Raw genomic sequence first — 17,685 nt, 5'->3', positions numbered from 1 at the left:
CATCATTCGGCGGCGGGCAGCAGCGAGCGGACCAGCCGCAGTCCGACCGACATCCGGGCCAGGTCCGAGCGGCCCTCGGTGACCAGCCGGAGTTCGCGGACCACTTCCCGTACGTGCGGGTTGGTCGACTCCCACTCCTCCAGCAACGCCTCCGGCTCGGCACCGCTGCTGCCCAGCACCAGGGCCGTCAGCTGCGCATGCACGGTGTGCAGGTCGTCCCGCAACGCGGCCCGGGCCATGGTCTGCCACCGGTCCGACCGGGGCAACCGGATGATCTGGCCCAGCAGCCGGTCCAGCCCGAGCCGTTGCGCCACCAGGAAGTGCAGCCGGGCCACCCGGTCAAGATCATGATCATCCCGGCGCGCGGTCTGGACGATCGTCAGCGCACCGTAGGCCGGCGGCAGGGCTGCGATCGCCGTGGCCAGATGCTCCGGCACGCCGGCGGCGGTGTAGCCCTCCAACCGTTCCCGGTAGGCCTTCAGTTCTCGTTCCGCGAGCAGGTCCGGCACGGCCGCGGTGACCCGCCGGACTCCTTCGCGGAGCTGGTCCACCGCCGCGGTGATGTCGACCGGCCGGCGCCGGTTGTTCACCAGCCAGCGGGTCGCCCGCTCGACCAGGGTCCGGATCTCCAGCCGCAGCGCGGTCTGGGTCGCCGCGGCGACCTTGAAGTCGAGCTCGGCGATCCCGCGCTGCAGTTCGTCAGTGCCGAAGATCGCCCGGGCCGCGATCTGGGCCCGGATCAGATCGGCCGCCCCGGCGCCGGTCTCGGCCGACAGCCGGTGGTAGCAGGTGGTGCCGGAGATGTTGACGAAGTCGTTCACGACGACGGTCGCCACGATCTCCCGGTGCAGCCGGTGCCCGGACATCTGCTCGCGGTAGCGCTCCCGCAGCTCGGACGGGAAGTAGGTGATCAACTTCTCGGTCAGGTACGGGTCGTCCGGCAGGTCGGACGCCGTGATCTGCTCCTCCAGAACGATCTTGGTGTACGCCATCAGCACCGACAGCTCCGGTGCCGTGAGGCCGCGCTTGTCGCCGCGCCGCTGTGCCATCTCCTCGGTCCCCGGCAGGAACTCGATGTCCCGGTCCAGGTGCCCGTCGTCGGCCAGCCGCTCCATCCAGTCCTCGTGCACGCCGGCCATCGAGTAGGACTGGTGGACGGCGTTGGCCAGGGCCAGGTTCTGCTCGATGTTGTTGGCCAGCACCAGGTCGGCCACCTCGTCGGTCATCGAGGCCAGCAAGGGATCCCGGTCCGTCTCGGCCAACCGGCCGGCGGCGATCTCCGCCTGCAAAAGGATCTTGATGTTGACCTCGTGGTCGGAGGTGTCCACCCCGGCCGAGTTGTCGATGAAGTCGGTGTTGATCTTGCCGTACTCGCCGGTGGCGGAGTTCTTCGTCGACGCGTACTCGATCCGGCCGAGCTGGGTCAGCCCGAGGTTGCCGCCCTCGCCCACGCAGCGGGCCCGGAGCTCGGCACCGTTCACTCGCAGTCCGTCGTTGGCCTTGTCGCCGACCTGGGCGTTGGTCTCCGAGGTCGCCTTCACGTAGGTGCCGATGCCGCCGTTCCAGAGCAGGTCCACCGGCGCCCGCAGGCAGGCGCTGATCAACTCGCTCGGGGTCAGCTGCTCGGCCTTGCCCTTCAGGCCGAGGGCCGCCCTGATCTCCGGGGTGATCGGGATCGACTTCATCGTGCGCGGGAAGATGCCGCCGCCGGCCGAGATCAGCGACGCGTCGTAGTCCGCCCAACTTGATCTTGGCAGTGCGAACAGCCGTTCCCGCTCGGCGAAGCTGGTCGCCGGATCCGGATTCGGGTCGATGAAGACGTGCCGGTGGTCGAAGGCCGCGACCAGCTTGATCTGGCGGCTGAGCAGCATGCCGTTGCCGAACACGTCGCCGCTCATGTCGCCGACGCCGACCACCGTGAAGTCCTCGGCCTGGCAGTCCACGCCCATCTCGCGGAAGTGCCGGCGGACCGACTCCCAGGCGCCGCGGGCGGTGATCCCCATCGCCTTGTGGTCATAGCCCGCCGACCCGCCGGAGGCGAACGCGTCGCCGAGCCAGAAGCCCCGGTCGACCGAGATCGCGTTGGCGACGTCGGAGAACGTCGCGGTGCCCTTGTCCGCGGCGACCACGAGGTACGGGTCGTCGCCGTCGTACCTGATCACGTCGCGGGGCGGCACCACCGTGCCGTCGATGATGTTGTCGGTGACGTCGAGCAGGCTGGAGATGAACAGCCGGTAGCAGGCGGTGCCCTCGGCCAGCCAGGCGTCGCGGTCCGACGCGTCGGGCAGGCGCTTGCAGACGAAGCCGCCCTTGGCGCCGACCGGGACGATCACCGTGTTCTTCACCATCTGGGCCTTGACCAGCCCGAGGATCTCGGTCCGGAAGTCCTCCGAGCGGTCCGACCAGCGCAGCCCGCCGCGCGCCACCGCGCCGAACCGGAGGTGCACGCCCTCCAGCCGCGGCGAGTAGACGAAGATCTCGTACGCGGGCCGCGGCTCGGGAAGATCATCGATCTTGCGCGGCAGCATCTTGAACGCCAGCGCGTCCCGGTTCGGCTGGAACGCGTTCGTCCTGATCATGGCGCCGATCACGGCCAGGTAGGACCGGACGATCCGGTCATGATCAAGACTGGCGACCTCGTTCAGCGCCGTGGTGAGCTGCTCGGTCTGCTCGGCCACCAGGGCCGCCCGCGCGTGATGATCATCCTGCTCGCCGTCGGCGACCGGCTCGAACTTGGCCTCGAACAGCCGGCTCAGGCCGCGGGCGAGGTCGACGTTCGCGGCCAGCGCGCGGGCGATGTAGGTCTGGCTGTACGGCGAGCCGGCCTGCCGCAGGTAGCGGCCGATCGCGCGCAGCACCGCGACCTGCTGCCAGGTCAGGCCGGCGCCCATCACCAGCGCGTTGTAGCCGTCGTGTTCGCTCTCGCCGAGGTACGACGCGGCGAACGCGTCGGTGAACCGGTGCCGGGCCTCCCGGGACCACCGGACCCGACCCTCCCGGCCGCCCGGAATGGTCAGCCCGAAGTCGTAGATGAAGGCCCGTTGATCACCGGCGAGCTGCAGTTCGAACGGACGCTCGTCCACCACGTCGACGCCGAGCACGGACAGGTGCGGCAGCACCTTGGTCAGCGACAGCGGTTCCAGCCGGAAGATCTTGAGCCGCAGGTCGGCCGGGTCGTCGTCCTTGTCCTTGTCCGGTGCGTACACCACCATCGACATGCCGATCGACGGGTCGATGCCGTTCAGCGCGTCCAGGTCCATGATCGCCTGGCGCGGCTCGTACTCCTCCTTGTAGCCCTCCGGCAGCGCGCCGACCAGGGTGGACAGCGCGGGCTGGCCCTGGCCGCCGACCAGCAGGTCGGCGAACTCGTCGTTCCATGATCGCGTCGCCGCGGTCAGCTCGCGTTCCAGCGAACGGACGTCGATCTCGCCGACGGTGGTGCCGACCCGCATCCGCATCACGAAGTGCAGCCGGGCGAGCACCGACTCGCTGACCCGCGCCGTGTAGTCGATCGAGTCGCCGTCGAAGGTGTGCAGCAGGGTCTGCTGCATCCGGCTGCGGACCGCCGTCGTGTAGCGGTCCCGGGGCAGGTAGACCAGGAAGGAAACGTAACGTCCGTAGGGATCCCGGCGGACGAACAGCCGCACCTGGCGCCGTTCCTTGAGGTGCGCGACCTTCTCGACGGTCTGGTAGAGCTCGGCGATCGAGGACTGGAACAGCTCGTCCCGCGGGTACGAGTCGAGGACGTCCATGATCGCCTTGCCGCCGTGGCTGTCCGGGTGGTAGCCGGACCGGCGCAGGATCTCCCGGGCCTTCTGGCGCAGCACCGGAACCCGGGTCACGGCCTCCGAGTACGCGGTCGAGGCGAACAGCCCGAGGAAGCGCCGCTCGCCGGTGACCGTACCGTCGTCGGCGAAGGTCCGGATGCCGATGTAGTCCAGGTACGCGGGCCGGTGCACCCGGGAACGATGATCATCTTTGGTGATCACCATCAGCACCGGGCGGCCGCGGCCGGCCAGCGGCAGGGCGTGGAACGTGTCGGGCGCGTCGGTGTCGGCGCGCAGGATGCCGAGCCCGGTGGCCGGCACCGGCCGGTAGCTCGGTTGATCACCGGGGACATAGGTGTACTCGCGGTAGCCGAGGAACGAGAACTGGCCGTCGTTGAGCCACTGCAGCAGCTCCCGGGCGCGGGCCGCCTCGGGCTGCTCGTCGGCGTCCAGCTCGTTCAGCATCCCGATCGTCTCGGTCGACCGCTGCACCATCTTGCGCCAGTCGGCGACGGCCTCGTCGACCAGCCGGAGAACCTCGTGCAGCCCCTCGACCAGGAGTTCGGCGGGATCGCCGTCCTGCCCGGCCGGGGCCGGCGGCAGGATCTCCAGATGCATCCAGGACTCGGCGATCACGCTCGGGTCGCGCTGCGCTTCCTGGTCCCGCACGATGTCGATCAGGTGGCCGGCCAGGGTGCGCCGTACGGTGAACTGCGGATGGAACACCTCGCGGATGCTCCAGCCCTGCCGGAGCACCTCCATGGTCACCGAGTCGACCAGGAACGGCCGGTCGTCGGTGACGATCTGGACGACGGTGGTGCCGCCGGTGGTCCAGCCGCCCTGCTCGGGCGCCAGGGCGTCCGCCTCGTTCGGGGAGCGGACGGTGATCACCGCCCGCGACGGCGGCCGGTCGGTGGCGAGGCGGAAGTGGCTGACCACGAGGCCGAGCAGGTCCTCGGTGCTGCGCTCGTCGATGTCCGCCGCGTCGACGTGCCGGAAGTAGTGGGTCAGGAAGCCCCGGACGGCTTCGGCATCGTGGCCGAACTTCGCCCCGATCGTCGCCCCCCGCTCGGCCAGTCGAGCGATCTTCGCCGCTTTCTCCCGCTCGAGCTCGACCTCGAATGTTGTCACCGCACCGCCCTTGTTCACCTGTTCGTCGTACCACCCTCAACGGTGGTCTTAACCCCGACTGTAATCCTCCCCCACCGCAATCGCCGACCCGTCACCACCGCAGCCGTTTTTGCGGCGTGTCGCGGCTCGGCGAGGGGTGAGGTGTCGTTGGCGACGTCAGCTCCGTGCCCCACCGGTCAACGATCGACCGGGCACCTGCGCAGCGACACGCCGCCAGAACGCCTGCTTTTGTGCCCGGTCGGCGGGGGTTGGAGGGGGCGTTGGTTAGAGGGGGAAGGTTTTCAGTTCGGTGAGGCAGGCTTGGGCGGCGGAGGTCGAGTAGCCGTCCCACCAGTTCAGGGCGTTCAGCTGGTGGGCGCGGCCGGCCTTGACGGCGGGCAGGCGGCGCCACAGCGGACCGTCGGTGACCTCGGCGAACAGCTCGCCGGACTCCTGCGCGAAGCCGCCACCGCCGCTGAAATAGAGGATCGTGTCCGCGTCGGCCAGCACCGGTACGGTCTCGCGGGTCAGCGAGATGTACGTGGCGTCGGCCTCCTCGGGCTCGTTGGACGCGGGCCGCCGGGCGCCCAACTGGGCGAGCAGGTCGGACGGGAAGATCACGCCGGTGAGGATCCGTACCTCGTCGGCGGTGAACCGGACCAGCGCCACCGATCGCTCCGTCAAGGACTCGGCGTGCTGCTCGGCGAATTCCTTGGCCGCCGTGTCGAACGCGGTCAGCCGCCGCTCCAGTTCCGGCCGCGCGCCGAGCAGGTCACCCACGGTGAGCGCGGTGTCCCGCCAGCGGACCCGGTCGGCCGTGTTCAGGTACGAGACCGTGGGCGCGATCTTGGTCAGCTGCGGGTACAGCTCCTCGACCCGGCTCCGGCTGCCGATGATCAGGTCCGGCTCGAGGGCGGTGAGCCGTTCCAGGTCGATCTCGTTGAAGCCGAGCGGCTGGAAACCCTCCGGCGGCTTCGGCAGGTAGTCCGGGATCGCGGTGTCGCCGGCCAGCGTCTCGGACGCGATCAGCGGGGCGCCGGCCTCGAGGGCCGTCTGCAGTCCGGCTCCGGCGTCCAGCGCGATCACGCGCCGCGGCCGGACCGGGATCTCGGCCGTGCCCAACGGATGTTCGACGGTACGGGTGCCGGCCGCGTCGGCCGCCTCCCCGCCCGGGGTCGCACAACCTCCGGCCATCGCGGCGAGTCCGGCCAGTCCCGTCATACCGAGCGCGGCTCGGCGGGTGAGCACCATGGACCGGAACGTTACCAAGGCTTGCCTAACTTAGGTTCGCCTGGGGCTGCGGACGGCGGGCGTTCGCGACACCGGCTGACCACTGGTCCCGGCTGGTGTCGTGACCAGGGCTCGCGGGTCGTGAAAGACTCCCGCTCATGGAGATCTCTGCCCGGGTCGAATTCACGGCCGACCCCGACCGCGTGTTCACCATGGTCACCGATCAGCGCTATCTGGAGCGGGTCTGCCAGGCCAGCCACGCCGAGGAGTACGCGGCCTCCGTGGACGGCCTGACCACGAACACCAGCCGGACCCTGCCCGCACCCGAGATCGCGGCGCGGTTCACCGGCCCGACGCTGACCGTCAAGGAGCGGATCGACTGGAGCGAGGCGGGGCCGGACGGCTCCCGTACCGCGGTCGTCACGCTGAACGTCCCCGGCCAGCCGGTCGAGATGAACGGCCGGCTGGCCCTCACCGCCGGCGGACCCGGCTCGGTGCTCGAGTTGACAGGCGACCTGAAGGTCTCGATCCCCTTGCTGGGCAGGAAACTGGAGCAGTCCGCGGCCCCCGCCGTGCTGGCCGGCTTCGACGTCCAGCAGAAGGTCGGCACCGAATGGCTCGCGACCCCCGCCTGACTCAGGTACGGCGCAACAGGACGACCGCGTCGTCCAGCGTCGCCGGCTGACCCTGCGGGTCGGTCACCGCCCGCTGCCGGGTCTCGGAGAGCTCGACGGTCCAGTCCCCCGGTTCGAGCCGGAGGTCCTCGACCTCCTCGGCCGGGCTGCGGAACCGGTAGTCGGCATGATCATGATGGTTCGACCAGGACGGCGCACCGGCGTGCGAGATGATCAACATCCGCCCGCCCGACGCGACCAGAGCGGCGGCGCGGCGCAGCGCCCCGGCCCGGTCCGGCTCCACCGGTGAGTGGAAGAAGCACGCCGTGACGAGATCGTACGAGCCCTCGCCGGTCCACGAACCGAGATCGGCAACCGCCCACTCGACCCGGTCCGCGACCTCGGCGCCGAGCGCTGCGGCCCGGGCCCGTTCGATCGCCACCGACGACACGTCCACCCCGGTCACCTGCCAGCCGCGGCCGGCCAGCCAGATCGCGTCACCGCCCTCGCCGCAGCCGAGGTCGAGGGCGCGCCCGGCGTCCAGCCCGCTCACCACCTCGACCAGCGTCTGATTCGGCCGGCCGGACCAGACCCGGTCGGTGGCCCCGTAGTGAGCTTCCCAGTGCGCGGCCAGGTCGGCCGTCTTCGTCGTCTCCATGCCATCCAGAGTCGCCCGACTTGGCCGATCAGGCAAGCCAGGTTGCCACTCTGGCAAATCAGAGCTCGGCGATGAGCTCGGCCAGGGCCCACCGGCTGTCCGGCGCCTCGTCCTGGTCGCGGATCGCCCCGGCCACCCCCGAGAGTGCCTTCCAGAGCGCCCAGCCCCGGCCCCGCGCCCAGGTCCCGTCATCCACGCCGAGCCGGTCCCGGAAGACGACGCGACTGGGACCGTCCAGCAGGGTCCAGGCGATCGCCAGATCACAGGCCGGGTCGCCGACGCCGCAGGTGCCGAAGTCGATCACCGCACCGAGACGGCCGTCGCGCAGCAGCAGGTTGCCGGCCGCGATGTCGCCGTGGAACCAGACGGGCCGGCCGTCCCATCCGGCGGCCAGCGCGGCCTGCCAGATCGCCCGGGCCGGCTCGGCGAGTTCGGCGGGGAGGTCGGCCAGGTCGCGCTCCACCAGGGACGAGAAGGTCGTCAGCGGGCCACCCCGGAACCAGTTGTGCAGCCCCGGCCCGGGGCCGTCGTCGGGTTCGACCGCCTGCAGCGCCGCCAGGAATCCGGCCAGGTCCGAGCCGAAGGTGGTCAGGTCCGCGATCCGCCCGCGCTCGACCGGGGTTCCGGGCAGCCAGCGATACACCGACCAGGGATGCGGGTAGCCGGCGTCGGGCCGGCCCAGCCCGACCGGGTCCGGGATCGGCAGCGGCAGCTGGGGGCGCAGCACCGGCAGCCAGTGGTGCTCCTTGACCACGGCGAGCGCGTACGGTTCCGCGCTGGGCAGCCGTACCGAGAGGTCGTCGCCGAGGTGGAAGGTCCGGTTGTCCCAGCCCTCCTCGGCGACCCGGCGGATCGGCAGGTCGGACCACTGGAGGAACTGGGTGGCGATCAGCCGGCGGACCACGTCGTCGCCGACCGGCGGCCGGTCGGGCACCGGGCCGAGATCGAAGCCGCTGTCGTCATCGGATCCCTGGGAGTGAGGCACGGTCGCGATCGTGTCAGCCCGCCCCGCGGACGGCAACGCCATTTCCTTCCGACGTTCCCGTGCGAATGATCATCTTGTCCGCCGGCCCGGTCGGTGCTATTAATAGACCGATGGTCGGTTTATTCGAGAGGACCGGTGACGATGGCCCGCACCCGCGACGACGAGGCGTTCCAGCGCAAACGGGATGCCATCCTGGACGTCGCCGATCGGCTCATGATCACCAAGGGGTACGACAGCCTGGCGATCACCGACCTGATGACCGAGGCCGGGATCTCCAAGGGCGCCCTCTACCACTACTTCACCTCGAAACGGGACGTCCTGGCCGCCCTGCTCGAGCGCCGGTCGGACCACTGGGAAGCCACCTTGGCACCGCTCGCCGCCGGCCCGGGACCGGCCACCGAACGGCTGCGCGCCGTGCTGCGCGCCCTGTCCATGATCAAGTCCGAGGATCGTAGCTTCCTGATCAGCGTGCTGCGCGGGCTGTACAGCGAGGACAACGCGATCGTCCAGACCACCGCCCGGATCGGCATGGCGGACCGGTTGCTGCCGCAGCTGACCATGATCATCACGGACGGCTGCGCAGACGGCAGCTTCACCGTGACCGCGCCGGAACCCACCGCCCGGGTGGTGATCTCGCTGCTCCAGGAGTGCTCCGACCGGATCGCCCGGCTGTTGATCGACATCGCCGACGGCCGCGGCTCGACCCGTGCGGTCGAGGCGCAGGCGGCCGCCTACGTCGAAGCCCTGCACCGGACCCTCGGCGCGGCGCCCGGCACGCTGGACTTCGTCGAGCCGGCCGACCTGCGCCGCTGGGTCCGGGCAGCCCGGACCGGGACCGGAGCCGGGGCCGGCACCAAGCCGGCCGCGCGGCGGCCTAACGCTCCGGACGGCGCGGGCCCGTCCCCGGAGCCGGCTCGGCCAGCCCGACCTTCGGCCCGCCGGCCAGCGGTGTCGGGTCGAAGTAGCGGACCCGGTACTCCCGCTCGGCGAACCGCCAGCCGTCCGCCGTCCGCCGGTAACGGTCGTGGAACGTCCCGTAGTTGACCATCGAGCGGCCGTCCCGGAGCCGGCCCAGCTCGAAGGTCGGCACCCGGCCGGTGGCGGTGTCGCCGTCCAGGTGGATCGGGCCCTGATGGGTGTCCTGCACGAAGAACTCCCACGCCGCGGCCAGCTGCAGGTGACCGGCCCGGAGCTGGTCCCGGCCGATCTGCTCCACCCCGCCGTCCGGGATCCGGTAGATCCCGTCCTCGGTGAACAGCGCGATCAACCGTTCATGATCACGTTCCGTCGTGGCGTCGGTGTAGTCGATGCGGAGCGCCTCGATCGCCAGCCGGTCGGCGACCTCGTCCAGGTTCGTCATGATCATTTCTCCTTCGCTCGATGGTCGGTCTGCCGGTCCGACGACGTACCCGGGCGAAGTGTCAGCCGGCCCGGCCGGTGTCACATCCCGGCCGGCCGGTTCGTCGAACACAGCAGAGGACGGAGGACGGGACCATGAGCGAGACAGCCCCGCAGGAGGAGCTGGACGCGCTGCTGGACGGGCGCCGGCAGGTGATCAACATCGCCTACCGACTGCTCGGCTCGTTGGCCGACGCCGAGGACGCGGTCCAGGACGCCATGGCCCGCTGGTACGCCCTGCCGGCCGGGCAACGCGCCCGGATCGAGAAGCCGGCCGCCTGGCTGAGCACCGTGACCAGCCGGATCTGCCTCGACCAGCTCCGCTCGGCCCGGGTCCGCCGGGAGCGCTACGTCGGCCAGTGGCTGCCGGAACCGCTGCCCGAACCGGCGGAGTGGACCGACCGCGGGCCGAACGCCACCGCCGACCCGGCCGACCGGATCACCCTCGACGAGTCGGTCAGCATGGCGTTCCTGGTGGTGCTGGACGCGTTGTCACCGGCGGAACGGGTGGCGTTCGTGCTGCACGACGTGTTCCGGTTCAGCTTCGCCGACGTGGCCGAGGTGACCGGCCGTACGCCCGGGGCCTGCCGGCAACTCGCCTCGACGGCCCGGCGCCGGGTCGCCGACGCCCGCGCCGCGGCAGCGCCGACCGCACAGCAGGCCCGGATCGTCCGCCGGTTCCGGCGGGCCTGGCAGGCACAGGATCTGCAGGCGCTGGTCGGGCTGCTCGACCCGGACGCGATCGCCACCGGCGACGGCGGCGGCGTGGTGCCGGCCCTGCCCGACCCGCTGCACGGTGCCGAGCCGATCGCCTTGCTCTACCGCGACCTGGTCCGGTACTCGACCGGCACCGCGATCCTGGAACGTACGGTGAACGGCCGGCCCGGACTGGTCGCCCAGCAGTACGGCGCCATCGCGACCGTGTTCTCGTTCCAGGTCGTCGAGGAGCGGGTCACCCGGATCTGGGCGGTCCGCAATCCGGAGAAGCTGCGAGCCTGGTCGGCCTAGGACTTGGCCGACCGGCTGATCCGGCCGGCCGGTGCCGAACTCGGGGAGGTCCGGCGGCGCGGGCCGGAGAGCTTCTCGAACGAGTCCTCGCCATGGACGGCGAGCTCGGCCAGCGCGGCCTTCCGATCGCCGGACTCCACCAGCTCGAACAGGGTCCGATGCCGGGCCACGTGCTGCTCCAGGTCCTCGTAGTAGGTCTCCCGGGCGATCAGGTTCCGGGCCATGCAGAGCAGCACCTGCTGGTGCACCGACTCGTAGGTCGCGGAGAGCCGGCGGTGATCGGCGATGCCGACCAGGGCCGAGTGGAACGCATAGCCGGCCTGCACGAGTGCGCCGCGATCCTCCTCGCGCGCGCACCGCCCCATCTCCTCCAGGGCCGCCCGCGGCCGGTCCAGCAGCTCCGGCCGCGCCACCGGGATGCCGAGTTCGAACGCCATCCGCTCCAGCGCACCGCGCAGGGTGAGGATCTCGAACACGTCGCGATCGGTCAGCGTGGTCACCGTCGCGCCGCGACGCGGCAGGGTGGTGATCAGGCCCTCGTTCTCCAGGATCCGCAGCGCCTCCCGCAAGGGCGGCCGGGAGATGGCCAGCCGTTCGGTCAGCCGTTCCTCGCGCAGCCGCTCCCCCGGCTCGAACTCGCCGGCCAGGATCGACTTCCGAATCGCATCGGCCGCCAGCCGGACCAGGCTCGGCGGGTTCAGCCGATCGTCGGTGGGTCCGGTCGGGCCGGTTGCCGTCATCGGTGCTCCTTCCGGCCCGCGGGTGGCTGCCGCCACAGTGTGCCACAGGCCTGCCGAGATGTATTCAGACTTTTGTAGACAATAGTCCATCGCTGTCGCATACTCGGTGATCAAGTGCTCAGGGCTGAGGGGACCACGATGACGGACGATGCCGCCGCGATCGCGCTCGTTGGGCTGGGCAACCTCGGGTTGCCGATGGCGAACCGGCTTCGCGAGCGAGGGCACGAGGTCGTCGGCGTCGATCTCGATCCGGATCGCCGGGCCGCCTTCGCCGCCGGCGGTGGCAGCGCGACCACGCTCGACGAGTCGTCGCCGCGGTCGGTCCTCTGCCTGGTGGTGCCGGACGACCAGGCGGTCACCGCGCTGACCGAGCCCGGCCGGTTGGCCGGGCTGGTCCGGCCCGGCGGCCTGATCCTGATGCACAGTACGGTCTCGCCGGCGCTCGCCGCGCGACTCGGCGCCGACTGCCGGTCCGTCGGCTACGGCTTCGTCGACGCCCCGGTCAGCGGCGGTGCCGAGCGGGCCGCCGACGGCTCGCTGACGATCATGGTCGGGGCCGAGGCCGATGATCATGACCGGGCCGGTCCGCTGCTCGGCGACCTGGGATCCGACGTCATCCACCTCGGCCCGCCGGGAGCCGGATCGGCGGCCAAGCTGGCCAACCAGTTGATGCTCTTCGCCACCCTCGCCGGCGCGTACGAGGCGATGGACCTGGCCCGCGGCTTCGGACTGACCGAGGAGGCGGTGCTGCGCGTGGCCGGCACCGGCACCGCCCGATCCTGGGTCACCGACCAGTGGGGCTTCTTCGACGGATTGACCCGCGACTACGACGCCGCCGGGGTCACGGATGATCACCGGCCGTGGGCCAAGGACCCGGCACAGGCCGTCCGGGCAGCCGGCGAGCTCGGGCTGGACGCCCCGTTCGCGGCCATGATCACCGAACGGCTGCCCGGGCTCATTCGCCGGCACGCCGACCGGAGGGGTGAGTCGTGACGACGATCGCGACGGTCCCCCGCCGGCGCCGGCTCCGACCGGCGGTGACCGAGGCCCTGGCCGGCTATCTGTTCCTGCTGCCGTGGCTGATCGGGCTCACCGTGCTGACCGGCGGCCCGATCCTCTATTCGCTCTATCTCTCCTTCACCGACTACGACCTGCTGACCCCGCCGAGCTGGACCGGGGTGGACAACTTCGAGGCGATGGCGGCCGACCCGCGCTACTGGAACTCGGTCCGGGTCACGCTGACGTACGTGGTGATCTTCGTCCCGCTGCTGCAGATCTTCTCGATGCTGCTGGCGCTGCTGCTGAACCGGCGGATGCGGTTCAGCAGCGGCTACCGGGCCCTGTTCTACCTGCCGTCGCTGATGGGGGCCAGTGTCGCCGTCGCCGCCCTGTGGCGGCAGGTGTTCGGCGAGGCCGGCCTGGTCAACAGCGCCCTGGCGGCGATCGGGATCCACGATGTCGGCAGCTGGGTCGGCGATCCGGGCCGGGCATTGGGCACGATCATTACCCTCAGCCTGTGGGCGTTCGGTTCGACCATGATCATCTATCTGGCCGGGCTGCGCCAGATCCCGGGCGAGCTGCTGGAGGCGGCCGAGGTCGACGGCGCCGGCCGGGTGCGCCGGTTCTTCTCCGTCACCGTGCCGCTGATGACGCCGTTGATCTTCTTCAACCTGCTGATGGGCACGATCAACGCGTTCCAGTCCTTCACCGGCGCCTTCGTGATCAGCGGCGGCGGGGGTGGACCGGTCGACTCCACCCTGTTCTACACGCTCTATCTCTACGAGAAGGGCTTCCGGCAACTGCAGATGGGCTACGCCTCCGCGATGGCCTGGGTGCTGCTGGCCGTGCTGGCCGTGATCACCGGAGTCCTGTTCCTCACCTCCCGCCGGTGGGTGTTCTACGGGGAGGAGTCCTGATGGCCGTGCTCACCCGGACCGCTCCCCCGGCCGGCGGCCGGATCGGCCGGCTGATGCTGCGCCCGGCCCCGAAGAGCCGCCTGGTCGCCGCCGTCGTCCGGCACTGCCTGATCATCTGCGCCCTGGTGATCATGCTCTACCCGCTGATCTGGATGGTGGCCGCGTCGTTCCGGCCGGGCAACGAGACCTTCGACGGGCTGGGCCTGCTGTCGGAGCGCTACACCCTGCAGAACTATCTGGACGGCTGGTCGTCCGGCGCGATCAACTTCTCGGTCTACTTCTTCAACTCCACGGCGATCACCGTGCTGTCCATCGCCGGCAATCTGTTCGCCTGCTCGCTCACCGCGTACGCCTTCGCCCGGCTCCGGTTCCCGCTGAAGCGGCTGCTGTTCGCGATCATGATCGGCACGATGCTGCTGCCGGCGCACGTCACGCTGGTGCCGAAGTACGTCCTGTTCAACGAGCTGGCCTGGATCAACACGTACCTGCCGCTGGTGGTGCCGAACTGGCTCGGCACCGAGGCGTTCTACATCTTCCTGATGGTGCAGTTCATCCGCACCCTGCCGCGGTCGCTGGACGAGTCGGCCCGGATCGACGGCTGCGGCCACCTCGGGATCTTCCTCCGGATCATCCTGCCGCTGGCCCTGCCGGCGATCGGCACCACGGCGATGTTCACCTTCATCGCCAGCTGGAACGAACTGCTCGGCCCGCTGCTCTATCTGCCCGACGCGAGCATGTGGACCGTACCGCTCGGCCTGAACTCGTTCCTGGACCAGACCGGGCAGAGCCTGTACGGGACCTTGTTCGCCATGTCGACGCTCTCGCTCGCCCCGATCGTCGGCTTCTTCATCGCCTCCCAGCGCCTGCTGGTGGAAGGCATCGCGACCACCGGCTTCAAGTGAGTCGAGGACAGGAGTTGATCATGAGGACTGGACTACGCCGGCTGCTGGCGGGAGCGTTGTTGATCACGCTGACCGGTGCCGGCTGCGGCGTCGGCGACAAGGTCGGCGGCGACCAGCCGCCCGCGACCTCCGACGGCAAGGGCGAGGTCACCGGAAACCTCACCGTCGCCTGGTGGGGCGGCGATTCCCGGAACAAGAAGACCAATGCCGTGATCGACCTGTTCGAGGCCGAGCACACCGGCGTCAAGACCGAACGGCAGTCGGCCGACTACGGCAACTACTTCGACCGGCTCAACGTCCAGGCCAGCAGCGGCTCCCTGCCCTGCGCGGTGCAGCTGCAGGGACGGCAGCTGAACGACTACACGAAACGCAAGGTGTTGCTGCCGCTGGACGAGATGGTCGCCGCCGGCACCATCGACACCAGCAAGATCCCGCCCGCCGTCCTCGAGGCCGGCAAGGGCACCGACGGCAAGCTCTACTTCATCCCGTACGGCGCCGCCTATGACGCGATCGCGATCAACACCACGATCGCCGAGCAGGCCGGCCTCGACCCGCTGCCCGAGAAGTACACCTGGCCCGAGTTCCTCGACTACGTCCGCAAGGCCAAGGCCGCCGTCGCCGAGGACACGTACGTGCTGGGTGATCTTGGCGGCACGATCAACGCGTTCAACGCCTGGACCCTCGGCCAGGGCCTCGAGCTGTTCAACGCCGAGGGCAAGATCGGCATCACCATGGAGCAGCTGACCGAGTACTGGACGATGTGGAAGCAGCTGCTCGACGAGGGCGTCACGATTCCCCCACAGGTTGCCGCCGAGGAGCCGGTCGGCTCGGACCAGGGCTACGTCGCGACCGGCAAGCTGATGATCAACGGGATCCCGGGCAACGCCTTGTTCAACGCCCAGCAGACGTTGACCGGGCACGACGCGGGCGAGCTGATGACGTACCGCTATCCGAACGGGTCGGCCGGCATGGGCAACGCGGTGATTCCGTCCGGGTTCGGGATCGCGGCGAACTGTGCCAACGTGCCCACGGCGGCGGCCTTCATCGACTTCTTCACCAACGACGCCGAGGCGGGCCAGTCGTTCGCCTCCGACAACGGCGCCGCGACCAACCAGCAGGTGCTCGAGGCCCAGCTGAACGACCCCGAGCTGCCGGCGTTGAAGAAGCACGAGCTCGAGCTGTATCAGCAGATCGTTGCCGACGACCCGCCGTACATCGTCTATCCGCCCGGCTACAACGCCACCTTCCAGCAGTCGTTCGAACGGAACTGGGACGAGATCGCCTTCGGCCGGCTTTCCGTCCAGCAGGCGGTGGATGCCTTCTTCACCGAGACCAACGCCACCCTCGGCTGAGCCGCGTCGTGACCCCAAGGAGATCATGATCATGGACGACCCGACGTCGGCAGAGCCGTCCGGTGCACTCGCCGGGCTGCGGGTGCTCGACCTGACCCAGGTGATGTCCGGCCCCTACTGCACGATGATCCTGGCCGACCTCGGCGCCGATGTGATCAAGATCGAGAGCCCGGCCGGCGGTGATCAGACCCGTCGCTCCTGGGGAGTCGCGGTCAAGGGCACCGACAGCCGGGCCTTCCTCGCCCTGAACCGCAACAAGCGCAGCGTGACGCTCGACCTGAAGTCGGCCGACGGCCTGAGCCGGTTCCGCCGGCTGGCCGCAACCGCCGACATCGTGATCGAGAACTTCCGGCCGGGAGTCACCAAGCGGCTGGGGATCGACTATCCCGAGCTCAGCCGTGATCACCCGGAGTTGATCTACGCCAGCATCTCCGGCTTCGGCCAGACCGGGCCGTACGCGAGCCGGCCGGGCTACGACCTGATCGTCCAGGCGATGACCGGGGTGATGAGCATCACCGGCGAGCCGGGCGGGGAGCCGGTGAAGAGCGGCCTGCCGATCGCCGACCTCGGCGCCGGGCTCTTCGCGGCGGTCGGCGTGCTCGCCGCCGTCACCGACCGGCACCGGACCGGCAAGGGCCAGTATCTGGAGACCTCGCTCTACGAGGCCGCGCTCGCCATGTCGGTCTGGGAGTCGACCGAGTTCTGGGCCACCGGCGAGGCACCGGCGGCGCTCGGCTCGGCGAACCGGATGTCGGCGCCCTATCAGGCGCTGCCGACCGCAGACGGGTACGTCACGATCGGGGCCAACAACGAGAAGCTCTGGGCCGGGCTCTGCCGGGTGATCGACCGGACCGATCTGATCACCGATCCGCGGTTCTCCGACAACACCCGGCGGATGGCCAGCCGGGCCGAGCTGATCGAGATCCTGTCCGAGCGGTTCCGGACCCGGTCCACCGAGGTCTGGGTCGACGCCCTGCTCGCGGCCGGCGTCCCGGCCGGCCCGATCCGGAACTACTCCGACGTGCTCGACCATGATCAACACGTCCGGGAACGCGGCATGATCAGCACGGTCGACCATCCGGTCGAGGGCCCGATCCGGGTGCTCGGGACGCCGCTCAAGCTGACCCGCACCCCGGCCGGGGTCTGGCGCCCGCCGCCGCTGCTGGGCGAGCACAACCAGGAAATCCTGGACGAGTCGCCGGCCGACGCGGAGCGGGCCGGATGAGCGGCCGGGTGTGGCTGGAACGATCCGGCCCGGTCGGCACGATCCGGCTCAGCCATCCGGGCCGGCGGAACGCCCTCACGCTGGCGATGTACGACGAGCTGGCGGCCTGCTGCGCCGAGGTGGCCGGCTCGGCCGAGCTCCGGGTGGTGATCATCAGAGGCGTCGACGGCGCGTTTGCGGCGGGCACCGACATCGGCGAGTTCACCGGCTTCAGCGGCGCCGACGACGGCGTCGGGTACGAACGCCGGACCGGCGACGTGCTGCGCCGGCTGGCCGCGATCGAGGTGCCGGTGATCGCCGCGGTCGACGGGCCGGCGGTCGGCGGCGGACTGGCCATCGCGGCCATGGCCGACCTGATCATCGCCAGCGACCGGTCCCGGTTCGGGGTGCCGATCGTCCGGACGCTGGGCAACTGTGTGCCGGCCGCCGTGCTGGCCCGGCTGCGGGAGCGGCTCGGCGCCGGGCCGGCACTGGCCCTGTTGATCACCGCCGAGTTGATCACCGCCAACCGCGCCCACCAGCTGGGCCTGGTGCACCAGGTGCTGCCGGCGGACGACCTCGACGCCGGCGTCGACCGGCTGGCGGAGCGGGTCGCGGCGAGCGCGCCGCTGAGCCTGTCCGCGATCAAGACGCTGGACCGCCGGCTGTCTGCCGCCTCGGCGCATCCGGTGCCGGTCGAGGACGAGGACCTGATCCGGGCCTGTTACGGCAGCCGGGATTTCGCCGAGGGCGTCCGCGCCTTCCTCGAGCACCGTACCCCGGTCTGGGAGGGCCGCTGAC

At 70.4% G+C, this 17,685-nt stretch carries 14 protein-coding genes and 1 pseudogene; 9 read left to right on the top strand and 6 right to left on the bottom strand.

What is annotated here, in order from left to right; all coding sequences use genetic code 11:
• Positions 1–2: 2 nt before the first annotated feature.
• Together ACFQU4_RS01355 and ACFQU4_RS01350 are read right to left on the bottom strand one after the other, a co-directional pair.
• Complete coding sequence (locus ACFQU4_RS01355; RefSeq protein ID WP_377485905.1) at positions 3–4,898, bottom strand: NAD-glutamate dehydrogenase; 4,896 nt, start codon at positions 4,896–4,898, stop codon at positions 3–5.
• 264 nt (positions 4,899–5,162) lie between these two features.
• Positions 5,163–6,128 (bottom strand): ABC transporter substrate-binding protein, encoded by a 966-nt coding sequence (locus tag ACFQU4_RS01350; RefSeq protein ID WP_377485903.1) that lies wholly within the window; start codon positions 6,126–6,128, stop codon positions 5,163–5,165.
• Positions 6,129–6,265: 137 nt separating this feature from the next.
• On the opposite strand from ACFQU4_RS01350, the gene ACFQU4_RS01345 reads away from it, so the two are divergent.
• A complete protein-coding gene (locus ACFQU4_RS01345) occupies positions 6,266–6,742 on the top strand; it encodes a DUF2505 domain-containing protein (protein WP_377485901.1) in 477 nt (158 codons plus the stop codon).
• Position 6,743: 1 nt separating this feature from the next.
• On the opposite strand, the gene ACFQU4_RS01340 is transcribed toward ACFQU4_RS01345, so the two are convergent.
• A complete protein-coding gene (locus ACFQU4_RS01340) occupies positions 6,744–7,379 on the bottom strand; it encodes a class I SAM-dependent methyltransferase (protein WP_377485899.1) in 636 nt (211 codons plus the stop codon).
• Between the two features lie 58 nt (positions 7,380–7,437).
• Positions 7,438–8,364, bottom strand: coding sequence for an aminoglycoside phosphotransferase family protein (locus tag ACFQU4_RS01335; RefSeq protein WP_377485897.1), 927 nt, complete (start codon positions 8,362–8,364; stop codon positions 7,438–7,440).
• 141 nt (positions 8,365–8,505) lie between these two features.
• Between ACFQU4_RS01335 and ACFQU4_RS01330 the strand changes: the two are divergent.
• A pseudogene (locus ACFQU4_RS01330) lies at positions 8,506–8,682 on the top strand (helix-turn-helix domain-containing protein); the annotation flags it as partial.
• 556 nt (positions 8,683–9,238) lie between these two features.
• Here the strand turns inward: ACFQU4_RS01330 and ACFQU4_RS01325 are convergent.
• A complete protein-coding gene (locus tag ACFQU4_RS01325; protein ID WP_377485895.1) occupies positions 9,239–9,730 on the bottom strand; it encodes a YybH family protein in 492 nt (163 codons plus the stop codon).
• Positions 9,731–9,858: 128 nt separating this feature from the next.
• Between ACFQU4_RS01325 and sigJ the strand changes: the two genes are divergently transcribed.
• Complete coding sequence (gene sigJ / locus ACFQU4_RS01320) at positions 9,859–10,770, top strand: RNA polymerase sigma factor SigJ (RefSeq protein ID WP_377485893.1); 912 nt, start codon at positions 9,859–9,861, stop codon at positions 10,768–10,770.
• On the opposite strand, the gene ACFQU4_RS01315 is transcribed toward sigJ, so the two are convergent.
• Positions 10,767–11,510, bottom strand: coding sequence for a GntR family transcriptional regulator (locus ACFQU4_RS01315; RefSeq protein WP_377485891.1), 744 nt, complete (start codon positions 11,508–11,510; stop codon positions 10,767–10,769). The two genes, sigJ and ACFQU4_RS01315, sit on opposite strands and share 4 nt — an antisense overlap.
• Positions 11,511–11,648: 138 nt before the next feature.
• On the opposite strand from ACFQU4_RS01315, the gene ACFQU4_RS01310 reads away from it, so the two are divergent.
• Genes ACFQU4_RS01310 through ACFQU4_RS01285 form a run of 6 tightly spaced genes read left to right on the top strand, consistent with a single transcriptional unit; the run spans position 11,649 to position 17,684 of the window.
• On the top strand, positions 11,649–12,503 hold the full coding sequence (locus ACFQU4_RS01310) for an NAD(P)-dependent oxidoreductase (RefSeq protein WP_377485889.1): 855 nt from the start codon (positions 11,649–11,651) through the stop codon (positions 12,501–12,503).
• Positions 12,500–13,426: a carbohydrate ABC transporter permease gene (locus ACFQU4_RS01305; RefSeq protein WP_377485887.1), complete on the top strand. Its 927-nt coding sequence runs from the start codon at positions 12,500–12,502 to the stop codon at positions 13,424–13,426. The genes ACFQU4_RS01310 and ACFQU4_RS01305 overlap by 4 nt, the downstream gene beginning before the upstream one ends.
• Entirely contained in the window at positions 13,426–14,328 is a 903-nt protein-coding gene (locus ACFQU4_RS01300) for a carbohydrate ABC transporter permease (protein ID WP_377485885.1), read from the top strand. The genes ACFQU4_RS01305 and ACFQU4_RS01300 overlap by 1 nt, the downstream gene beginning before the upstream one ends.
• A gap of 20 nt (positions 14,329–14,348) precedes the next feature.
• The gene (locus ACFQU4_RS01295) at positions 14,349–15,680 is read left to right on the top strand and encodes an ABC transporter substrate-binding protein (protein WP_377485883.1); all 1,332 of its coding nucleotides are present in this window, start codon (positions 14,349–14,351) and stop codon (positions 15,678–15,680) included.
• 25 nt (positions 15,681–15,705) lie between these two features.
• Positions 15,706–16,905 carry a CaiB/BaiF CoA transferase family protein gene (locus ACFQU4_RS01290; RefSeq protein WP_377485881.1) on the top strand — a complete coding sequence of 400 codons (1,200 nt, stop codon included), beginning with the start codon at positions 15,706–15,708 and terminating at the stop codon, positions 16,903–16,905.
• Positions 16,902–17,684: an enoyl-CoA hydratase gene (locus ACFQU4_RS01285; protein WP_377485879.1), complete on the top strand. Its 783-nt coding sequence runs from the start codon at positions 16,902–16,904 to the stop codon at positions 17,682–17,684. Before ACFQU4_RS01290 ends, ACFQU4_RS01285 begins: the two co-directional genes overlap by 4 nt.
• Position 17,685 lies beyond the last annotated feature (1 nt).

It is taken from the genome of Microlunatus sp. GCM10028923 (assembly GCF_042666975.1).
In the GTDB taxonomy this organism is placed as follows: Bacteria; Actinomycetota; Actinomycetes; order Propionibacteriales; family Propionibacteriaceae; genus Microlunatus.
Note: the sequence above shows the minus strand (reverse complement) of the source record. Positions and strands in the feature narration are given on the sequence as shown.